The following is an 8,962-nucleotide window of genomic DNA, read 5'->3' as shown; positions in this document are numbered from 1 at the left end:
GGCAGCGCATCGCGAAACCTCTATCCTTTGAGCCTCGACCAGTCTGCTCCTATAGTCCAATGCCCGCTGCAGGCGGAAGCGAAAGGGTGGCATCTCAGTCCTCGAAGATGGAGCGGAGGCGGGACAGCGTCTCGTCGTAAGGAGTGGCTTCCTCCGGCTGCTGCCTCAGGAACGCAGTGATGCGGGGCATGAGCGTCAGGGCCCGGTCTATGTCGGCGTTGCTACCGGGCTGATAGGCCCCGATGTCTACCAAGTCTCGAGCGCGGCTGTACACAGCGATGCACTCGCGGACCTGGGCGGCGGCCCGTCTGTGCTCATCGGAGACGATGCTGTTCATGAGTCGGCTGACGCTGCTAGAGATGTCAATGGGTGGGTAGTGATCCTCGGCCGCCAGATCTCGGGAGAGGACGATGTGGCCATCCAGGACGGAGCGGGCTGTGTCGGTGACGGGCTCGGTGAAGTCATCGCCCTCAACCAGGACTGTGTAGAATCCGGTGATGGTGCCCCGATCGGATGTACCAGCGCGTTCCATCAACTTGGGGAGGGCAGCGAAGACCGAAGGAGTGTAGCCGCGGGTGGCGGGCGGTTCCCCGATGGCCAGTCCCACCTCCCTTTGAGCCATGGCGAAGCGAGTGACCGAGTCCATGAGGAAGGTGACGTGCAGTCCCTGGTCTCGGAAGTACTCGGCCACCGCTGTCGCTACCAGGGCGCCCTTCATCCGGACCAGGGGCGGTTCGTCGGAGGTAGACACCACCACCACCGAACGCCTCATTCCTTCGGGACCCAAGTCGCGGTCGATGAACTCCTGCACCTCGCGCCCGCGTTCACCGATCAGCCCGATAACGCTGATGTCGGAGCGGCTGTTTCGAGCGATCATCCCCAGCAGAGTGCTCTTGCCCACACCGGAGCCGGCGAAGATGCCAATGCGCTGGCCGGCTCCACAAGTGAGCAGCCCATCTATGGCTCGCACGCCGGTGGGCATGATCTGCGTGATCGGGGTCCGGCGCAGCGGATGGGGAGCTTCGTTAGTGATTGGGTAGCGCTCGGAGGCCTGCACCGGTCCCTTGCCGTCGAGTGGTCGGCCCAGACCATCCAGGACGCGGCCCAGCAGCCGAGGCCCAGCGGGGACGGTGAGGAGGCTGCCGCTGGCAATGACGGTGCTACCTGGTTGTATGCCGTGGGTGTCACCGAGGGGCATGAGGAGCGTACGTCCATCGCGAAAGCCCACGATCTCTGCCGGGAGAAGGCCATCGCTGCGGAGGCACAGGTAGCAGAGTTCTCCCAGCAACCCGTTGACGCCCTGAGCCTCGATCGTCAGGCCCACCACCTTGCACACGCTCCCCTGACGCTTGATGGGCTGAGCGCTCTCGATCAGGTCCAGGTAACGAGTCAGGTCAATGCGCGTGTCCGCCATCACTGCTCCCGAGCATTAGGCGCCGGAGCTCATCCAGCTGGGTGGAGATTCGCGCGTCCACTACTCCGAAATCGGTCTCGATCAGGCAGTCTCCGGGCGACAGCGACGGATCGGCCACCAGGCGCCACTGACTGCCACCCGCCTCCAGAGCTGACTGAGGTAGGTGGGGCTCTACCAGGTCGACATCGTCTGGATGCAGACGGATGTGACAGCGCCCACCGCCCCTCGCCTGCTCGATGGCCCGGGCCAGGATCTCCAGCAGGAGTTCGGGTCGGGTGGCGAGCTCGGCACCGATCACCTTGCGGGCAATGCCCAGGGCCAGTTCCACCAATTGCGGCTCCAGCTCAGCCACGATGCGGAGCTGCTCCTCCTGCACCGCCTTCGCCAGCTCCGCGAGGCGTTCGGCGCGGGCGCGGTTGGCCTCGAGTGCTTGGTCCTCGCCCTGACGGCGCCCTTCGTCTAGACCGGCGACTAGGCCCTCCCTGCGTCCTTCCTGCGCGGCCTTCTCCATGATCCGCGCAGCCTCCTCCTGGGCCTGAGTCAGTATGTGGGCGGCCTCGGACCGAGCCTGTGCCACGAGCGCCTCAGCCTGGCGTCTGGCCTCCTCCCGCAGGCAGTCCAGAGCCATCACGTCGCCGGTGGTGCCGCCGTCATCCGGGTCGTCGCCGCCACCGTGCCGGATGATCCGCCAGTCTGGCTGAGCCGGGAGCACTTGCTTGAGTACCCTAGACGATGAGCTCATCCTGGCTCCCGCGTGACACTACGATCTCCTCCGCCTCTTCCAGCCTGCGGATCACATTCACTATGCGCTGCTGTGCCTCCTCCACGTTTCGCAGGCGCACCGGGCCGAGGGCCTCCAAGTCTTCGCGCAGAGTCTCGGCGGCGCGGGAGGACAGGTTGCGGAAGATGGCCCCTCGTACCTCCTCGTTGGAACCTTTCAGGGCCAGTACGAGATCGCGCGATTCCACCTCCTTGAGGACGCGCTGGATGGACCGATCGTCGAGCTGGACGATGTCCTCGAAGACGAACATGTTCCGCCGAACCGACTCGGCCAGCGAAGCGTCGCACTCCTCGAGGTTCTCTAGGATGGCGCGCTCGGTAGCGCGATCGGACTGGTTGAGGACGCGTACCAGGAAGTTGACCCCGCCAATGGTGGAATACTCGCGCGCCAGGAAGGATGCCATCTTGCGCCTGAGGCCGGTCTGAACCTCGGAGACGATGTCGGGCGAGATGCGATCCATCATGGCGATGCGGGTGGCCACCTCGGCCTGGAGCTCCTCGTCCAGGTTGGCCATGACGGCTGCCACCTTCTTGGCGGGCAGGTAGCACAGGATCAGGGCCACTGTCTGAGGGTGTTCGTTGGTGAGCGAGGTGGCCAGCTGGGCCGGATCCACCGAGTCCAGGAACTCGAAGGGGCGCTCCAGGGACTTGCCGGCTATCCGCTCCAGGAACTCGAGGGCCTGCTGCCCGCCGTAGGTACGCGTGAGCAGCTCTCGGGCGTACTCCTCCCCGCCCTCCTTGAGGGCCATGGACCCCCGGCTCAACTGCAGGCACTCCTCTAGCACAGCGTCGCGGACGCCGGAGGGCACCGACTGGGTGTTGAAGATGGCGAGGGTTAGCCGCTCCACTTCGGCCTCGCTGCAGTGCTTCAACACAGCCGAGGCCAGCTGTGAGCCCAAAGCGATCAGCAGCACGGCTGCCTTGTCGGTGCCACGCAGGTCAATGTCGCTTGCCGCCACCGGATCACCGCCTCCTGCGCGGGTCGGATTCGCTCAGCCAGAACTGGATGACCTGGGCGAGCACCTCCGGCTGCCGCTGCGCAAGCGTGATCAGCTGATGCTGCGTGCTGGCGAGGTCGGCCACCGACGGTTCATCCTCTCCGGGCCCGAGAGCTGCTCCGGCTTCGCCCTGAGAGAGGAGCTGCCGGGTGCCAGCCTGCAGCGCCTCTTGCGGTGTCGTAATGGTCTTGGGACGGGCTCCCTTGCGAGGAGGGGCAGCGAAGGCGCGAAGGACCAGGCTTCGCACTAGGAGCAGAGCGATCACCCCTCCTAGCGCCAGAGCACCCCAGCGCGCGGCAGAGAGGTAGAGCAACTCCCTCTCGGTTCTGGCGAGCGCAGCTTCCGCCTGTTCTATGTGCGACCGATCGAAGGCCAGCGTCTCCACCGTCAGGCGGTCGCCGCGGGCCATGTCCACGCCTGCCGCTGCTTCCACCGCCTGACGCACGCTTTCGAGGAGAGCTTCGTCAGAGACATTGTCCAACAGCACCGACACGCTGAGGCGCTCCAGCCGACCCGGCCGGGTGACCGAGTGGGAGACCACTTTGGAGACCTCGTAGTTGTAGGTGACGTCGGAGCGCTCGTAGCCCTGGCTGCTAGCCTGGGTGCCAGCCTGTGCCGAGGCTAGAACCCCGGTGTAGGACGGCACGGAGGGTACATTGGCATCCACGCCGGGCACTCCCCCGGTGGCGGGACCACCATCGCCCTGCACCTCGCGGACTTCGCGGGCGCTACGGACAACGGGCGTGCCTGTTACCGGTGTCTCGTAAGACTCCCGGCTCGTCTGCACCTCAGACCAATCAAACTGGGCGCTCACGCTAACCGCCGCCCGGCCGGGGCCGAGGGTGGTCTCGAGCATGGAGCGGAGCTTAGCCTCGAGCGAGCGCTCAAAGTCGCGCTGCGCCTGGAACTGCTGATCTGTAACTCGTTGCTGGCCCTCGGCCAGCATGTCGCTGAGCACTGTGCCGCTAGTATCAACGATGGTGATGTTGTCGGGCGTAAGGCCCTCAACACTGCTGGATACCAGGTGAGCGATGCCCCGTACCTGTTCCTGCGTGAGGCTCTTGGCCGGATGGAGTCGCAGAAGCACGGAAGCACTGGGCTTGCGCTCCAGGCTGGTGTAGATGCTGGGCTGGGGCATGACGATGTGGACTCGTGCCTCGTGCACAGCCTCGAGGCTGGACACGGTGCGTGCCAGCTCCCCCTCCAGAGCCCGCCGGTAGTTCACTTGCTGGGTGAAATCGGTCATCCCAAGGTTGGTGGTGTCGAAGATCTCGAAACCCACGGTGCCGCCCGAGGGCAGACCAACGCTGGCCATGTCCAGGCGAACGTCGTGCACCTGTGCTGCTGGCACGCGGACGGTGGCCTCGTCACTGGAGATGCGATAGGGGACTCCTTGCTCTCGGAGGCGGGCTACTATGGCAGACGCATCCTCCCGGTGCAGTCCACTGAACGCCACGGCGAATTCGGGCTCCTGCCCCGCCGACAGGGCCAGGACCGCCAGAGCAAGCACGGCCGCGCCTGCACCCATCAACGCGATCAACCTCTGGCGAGGATCCAGGCTAGAATGGATACCGGCCACACGCTGCTGAAGCGTCGCCAAGGACATCTGCTACCTCGGGGTACGTGGTGGGACCGTCGAGGGTCAGACCTGCATCCGCATGATCTCTTGGTAGGCGTCCACGATGCGGTTGCGCACCTGGACGGCGAGCTCGAAAGCTATCTGGGTCTCCTGCATGGCCAGCATGACCTGGTGTACCTCCACGTCCTCACCGGCCGCGAAGGCCTCGGCCAAGCGGTCGCTTTCTTGAGCGAGGGCGTCGAGGCTGTCGAGGGCTCGTTCCAGGACTGCGCCAAAGGACGGGCCCGAGGGCGAGCTCGCGGCGACCTTGGAGCCAGCACCCCCCGCGGAGGGCGCCCGCTCCGGGCCTTCGACAGGTTGTATGCTATGGATCATGGGGCTCATCTCCCGAGAGACAGCGATCAGCGACTGCCGATGGACAGAGCCTTGAGGGCCATGCTCTTCAGTGCGTTCACCACGGTTACGTTGGCCTCGTAGGCTCGGGTGGCTGAGAGCAAGTCCACCATTTCGGCGGCTACGTTGACGTTGGGATAGGTCACGTATCCGTTCTCATCGGCATCGGGATGGCGGGGCTCGTATACGGCTGGACCGGGAGACTGGTCCTCCTCCACGCGCACCACCCTCACTCCCGAGCCGACGACGTGGGGCGTGCCGCCGTCGGCCACCATATGGCTTCGGAGGACGTTACCGAACGCCGCTGGCGATGCTTCCGGTCCCAGTGCCTGCACCACCACGCGTTGCCTCCGGTAAGGTCCGTCAGGTCCAGTGGTCTGGGCGTTAGCGATGTTGTTGGCGATCACATCCATCCGCAGCCGTTCAGCGGTCAGGGCGGAAGCACTGATGCGCATGGTCCTGGCGACGCTCATGGTCACCTTCTCCTACACGTCAGGCGCTAGCGGCTAGAGCGCGGGCCAGTCGGCTGGGCCCCTGGGCGGTGAAGAGGGCATGCCCGGAGAACTCTGGATCTCTGCCCCCGCCGACCTCGTTGGCGATGATCCAGTAAGTGTAGGCAAAGTTGTACGGTTCTCTTTCCCTAGCCATGTACTCGTAGGCTCCGAGAACCATCTGTACTTGAGCTGCCTCATCCACATGTGTGCTCACGTGAGTCCCGCCCTCGGTGCCGACCATGGGCAGCGACCGGCCCAGTTTCGCGCGGATGATCTCGTCGTACTGGCGGAAGCGAAGGAATCCGTCCGGGTCGGATAGAGGGCGGGGGCCGGTGTAGTTGTGCACAGCTAGCCATGTACGGTCGAGAAGCTGCAGCTCCCCGCGCCGGTCCATTTCGTCCAGCATCTCTCGCAGGAACTGGCGATCGTCCATCTCGCCCTGAGGGCTGAGGGCCCCGATGCCGGGCAGACCCCCGGCAGCGATGACCCGGCGCGCTGCGGGCACCCAGAGGTCAAGGTACCGAGCCACGTCGGGGGGCTGGCCGTGCGTCTCCACCATGAGGTTGGGCTCGTTGTATAGCTGGTAGTAGGTCACCCCCAGGGCGCGATAGTGCCTGACCAGCGCCTCCAGGTCACCCTCGATAGGCTTGAGCCCATCGGTGTAGACGCGCATGACGGGCATGATCCCGTTTCGGGTCAGCTGGCGCACTAGGTAGTCGTTATCTCCTATGTTGGTGCCGTCATTCAAGAACACCACCCACTTCATCCCCATCTTGACCGCCTCGGCCACGAACTGGTCCACCACTTCGGGATCAGTGCGGAGCGTGGGGATCCAGTGCACGCCGCGGCCGTTGTCGCCCACGGGACGAGGAAAGCGGTCCAGGCTGAGGGGGCCGGCTATCCCCTTCGCCTCAGGACCCGACGTTCGCGATGCTGCCCCGCCTGCGGCTGAGAGGGGAACGAGGGGCGGTAGATCGCTTTCGGCGACGGGTGGCGTGTAGCCCGCTGCGGCGTTGGCGCAGATGATGCGCTGCAGCTGCTCCTCCACTGCCCATCTGAGTGAGAGTGGAGTGGCCAGCGGCTGCAGGCTCCTCAGGAAGCTCGTCTGATCGACCTTGCGGCGGTAGGCGCTGGTGGCTTGCCTGAGCTCAGCTCCGAAGGCGTGATCGCGCCCGGGCCGGGTGGGCCCCGGCGCAGGTAGATCTGGCTGCTGACGATTGGCAACCGGCGCTACGGCTGCTGGCCGATCTGCCACCAGTCCTCCTGGCATCACCACTTACGCACGCGCCAGTGATACCATCGCCCGGGCATGCCAACAGTAAACGTTCCGTGAATCGTACGTAAGCCACGCGTAAATTGAACGCTGCAGGTGCCTATTCACGGAGCGTTTACGAAAGAATCACGAGCTGTTTACTGATGCTGTCGCGAAGCGGACCCTATAGTGAGCCGATCGCGACGATGAGGAGGGAATCGGTGATCGAGGTCACGCGGCTAGATGGCTCGGTGCTGTATGTCAATGCCGACCACATCCGAGCGGCGGAGGCCAATCCCGACACGGTGATTACCTTCACGGATGGAAAGCGGCTGGTCGTGCTGGAGAGCCCGGCCGAAGTCGCGGCCAAGGTCATCCGGTACCGGTGGCAGGTGAGCCGGTTGAGCGAGTGCGTGGAGAAGGCTTGAGCAGATGGACATCGGCACCATAGGCGGCCTGATCCTGGGCTTTGCGGCCATGATAGTGGCCTTCGTCATGGAGGGTGGAAGCCCCTCCGGCCTGGTGCAGGTCACCGCGGGCATGATCGTGCTCGGCGGCACCTTCGCTGCCACTCTGGTCAGTACCCCTCTGCCGGTGTTCATGCGGCTACCCAGGCTGGTCCTAGCTGCCGCCAGGCCCCAGGCCCTGGACCTCCAGGCGACTATCGCGCTGCTGGTGCAGTTGGCGGACAAGGCGCGCCGAGAAGGTCTTCTCTCGCTGGAGGAAGAGGCCAGAAGGATCGAAGACCGCTTCCTGCAGCGTGGGGTCATGCTGGTAGTAGATGGCGTGGACCCAGAGGTCGTGCGGGACATCCTGGAGGCGGACCTAGCCAGCATGGAGGCGCGCCACAAGATGGGGCATGGCCTTCTGGAGGCTATGGGCGGCTTCTCTCCGACCATGGGCATCATCGGCACCGTCATGGGCCTGGTGAGCGTGCTCGGGCACCTGGACGACCCGGACGGCCTGGGACACAAGATCGCTGTGGCCTTCATAGCCACGCTGTATGGCGTCGCCTTCGCCAACCTGGTGTACCTGCCCCTGGCCAACAAGCTGAAGGCTCAGACGGCCCTCGAAATACAATCGCGGGAGATGATGATAGAGGGCATCCTGGCGGTTCAAGCGGGTGAAAACCCGCGGGTAGTGCGGGAGAAGCTAGAGACCTTCCTCGCTCCCTCCGAGCGCGGTTCCGAGGCGGCTCCTCAGGCGAGAGGTACCGCTGTCGCTGGAGCATCCGCCAGAGCTCAAGCCTAGGGCGAGCCATGGCGCGCAAGCAACACGAGGAAGGCAAGGCCAATCACGAACGCTGGCTGCTGACCTACGCAGACATGATCACGCTTCTGTTGGTGTTCTTCATCGTGCTCTACTCCATGGCCAACACTGACCTCAGGAAGTTCGCCGCGGTGGCCGAGTCCATGCGGCGCGCCTTCGGCCGAGGAGGCGGCGGTGTCATCGTCGGGCTCGGCCAGGGGGGAGTGGGGAGGCCGGCCCCGATCCGGTTCGATACCCTCCCCCAGGAGCAACAGGACTTTCTCAGTGTCGGGGCGGCGCTAGCTGATTTTGCCGATAGCGCCGGCCTGGCCGGCGACCTCGCAGTCAACATGACCTACGAAGGGGTGATTATCAGCCTCTCTGAGGCGATCGTGTTCGAGCCCGGGGGAGCGGTGCTGAACCCGCGCTCTCGGGCAGCCCTGCTGGCCGTCGGCCAGCAGTTGGCCAGATTGGACAATCCTATCCGGGTGGAGGCCCACACCGACAACGTGCCCACCAACCATCCTCTGTACCCCACTAACTGGGAGCTGTCCGTAGCGCGCGCGGTGGCCATCGTACGGTTTCTCATTGACGAGTGCGGAATTGCCCCGGAGCGGCTATGCGCGGCAGGGCATGGGGAATACAAGCCCCTGGTTCCCAACGACAGCCGGGAACATCGGGCCATCAACCGCCGGGCGGAGATCGTGATCCTGTATCCCACCGAGCAGGAAGCTTTCACTCTGGGTCCGCTGCTGAGCGTGGCCACGCCAGTACCCAACTGAGGACCCGACTCCCGGAGGACAC

General features: G+C 64.9%; 10 protein-coding genes. 3 read left to right on the top strand and 7 right to left on the bottom strand.

All coding sequences use genetic code 11. From position 1 onward, the window contains the following. Positions 1-94: 94 nt before the first annotated feature. Genes HPY83_01920 through HPY83_01890 form a run of 7 tightly spaced genes read right to left on the bottom strand, consistent with a single transcriptional unit; the run spans position 95 to position 6,913 of the window. On the bottom strand, positions 95-1,414 hold the full coding sequence (locus tag HPY83_01920; GenBank protein ID NPV06704.1) for a FliI/YscN family ATPase: 1,320 nt from the start codon (positions 1,412-1,414) through the stop codon (positions 95-97). Beyond that, complete coding sequence (locus HPY83_01915; GenBank protein NPV06703.1) at positions 1,395-2,156, bottom strand: hypothetical protein; 762 nt, start codon at positions 2,154-2,156, stop codon at positions 1,395-1,397. Before HPY83_01915 ends, HPY83_01920 begins: the two co-directional genes overlap by 20 nt. Next, positions 2,140-3,138 (bottom strand): flagellar motor switch protein FliG, encoded by a 999-nt coding sequence (gene fliG, locus HPY83_01910; protein ID NPV06702.1) that lies wholly within the window; start codon positions 3,136-3,138, stop codon positions 2,140-2,142. Before fliG ends, HPY83_01915 begins: the two co-directional genes overlap by 17 nt. A gap of 19 nt (positions 3,139-3,157) precedes the next feature. After that, positions 3,158-4,798 (bottom strand): flagellar M-ring protein FliF, encoded by a 1,641-nt coding sequence (gene fliF, locus HPY83_01905; GenBank protein NPV06701.1) that lies wholly within the window; start codon positions 4,796-4,798, stop codon positions 3,158-3,160. A 36-nt stretch (positions 4,799-4,834) separates the two neighbouring features. Next, positions 4,835-5,146 (bottom strand): flagellar hook-basal body complex protein FliE, encoded by a 312-nt coding sequence (gene fliE / locus HPY83_01900; GenBank protein NPV06700.1) that lies wholly within the window; start codon positions 5,144-5,146, stop codon positions 4,835-4,837. A 26-nt stretch (positions 5,147-5,172) separates the two neighbouring features. Then, positions 5,173-5,637, bottom strand: a complete 465-nt coding sequence (flgC, locus tag HPY83_01895; GenBank protein ID NPV06699.1) for a flagellar basal body rod protein FlgC — start codon at positions 5,635-5,637, stop codon at positions 5,173-5,175. A 19-nt stretch (positions 5,638-5,656) separates the two neighbouring features. After that, positions 5,657-6,913 carry a hypothetical protein gene (locus HPY83_01890; protein NPV06698.1) on the bottom strand — a complete coding sequence of 419 codons (1,257 nt, stop codon included), beginning with the start codon at positions 6,911-6,913 and terminating at the stop codon, positions 5,657-5,659. Between the two features lie 218 nt (positions 6,914-7,131). On the opposite strand from HPY83_01890, the gene HPY83_01885 reads away from it, so the two are divergent. From HPY83_01885 to HPY83_01875, 3 genes are read left to right on the top strand one after another with little or no spacing between them, the layout of a single operon-like run. Beyond that, on the top strand, positions 7,132-7,338 hold the full coding sequence (locus HPY83_01885) for a flagellar FlbD family protein (protein ID NPV06697.1): 207 nt from the start codon (positions 7,132-7,134) through the stop codon (positions 7,336-7,338). Positions 7,339-7,342: 4 nt separating this feature from the next. Continuing rightward, the gene (locus tag HPY83_01880; GenBank protein ID NPV06696.1) at positions 7,343-8,161 is read left to right on the top strand and encodes a flagellar motor protein; all 819 of its coding nucleotides are present in this window, start codon (positions 7,343-7,345) and stop codon (positions 8,159-8,161) included. A gap of 8 nt (positions 8,162-8,169) precedes the next feature. Next, positions 8,170-8,940, top strand: a complete 771-nt coding sequence (locus tag HPY83_01875; protein ID NPV06695.1) for an OmpA family protein — start codon at positions 8,170-8,172, stop codon at positions 8,938-8,940. Positions 8,941-8,962: the final 22 nt, after the last annotated feature.

Source organism: Anaerolineae bacterium (genome assembly GCA_013178015.1).
Classification (GTDB): domain Bacteria; phylum Chloroflexota; class Anaerolineae; order DRVO01; family DRVO01; genus Ch71.
This window is presented reverse-complemented; position numbering and strand designations above follow the sequence as displayed.

Coding starts and splice junctions, on each gene's coding strand:
- HPY83_01920 (NPV06704.1), bottom strand. CDS start 1,414: ATGGCGGACACGCGCATTGACCTGACTCGTTACCTGGACCTGATCGAG.
- HPY83_01915 (NPV06703.1), bottom strand. CDS start 2,156: ATGAGCTCATCGTCTAGGGTACTCAAGCAAGTGCTCCCGGCTCAGCCA.
- fliF (NPV06701.1), bottom strand. CDS start 4,798: ATGTCCTTGGCGACGCTTCAGCAGCGTGTGGCCGGTATCCATTCTAGC.
- fliE (NPV06700.1), bottom strand. CDS start 5,146: ATGATCCATAGCATACAACCTGTCGAAGGCCCGGAGCGGGCGCCCTCC.
- flgC (NPV06699.1), bottom strand. CDS start 5,637: ATGAGCGTCGCCAGGACCATGCGCATCAGTGCTTCCGCCCTGACCGCT.
- HPY83_01880 (NPV06696.1), top strand. CDS start 7,343: ATGGACATCGGCACCATAGGCGGCCTGATCCTGGGCTTTGCGGCCATG.
- HPY83_01875 (NPV06695.1), top strand. CDS start 8,170: ATGGCGCGCAAGCAACACGAGGAAGGCAAGGCCAATCACGAACGCTGG.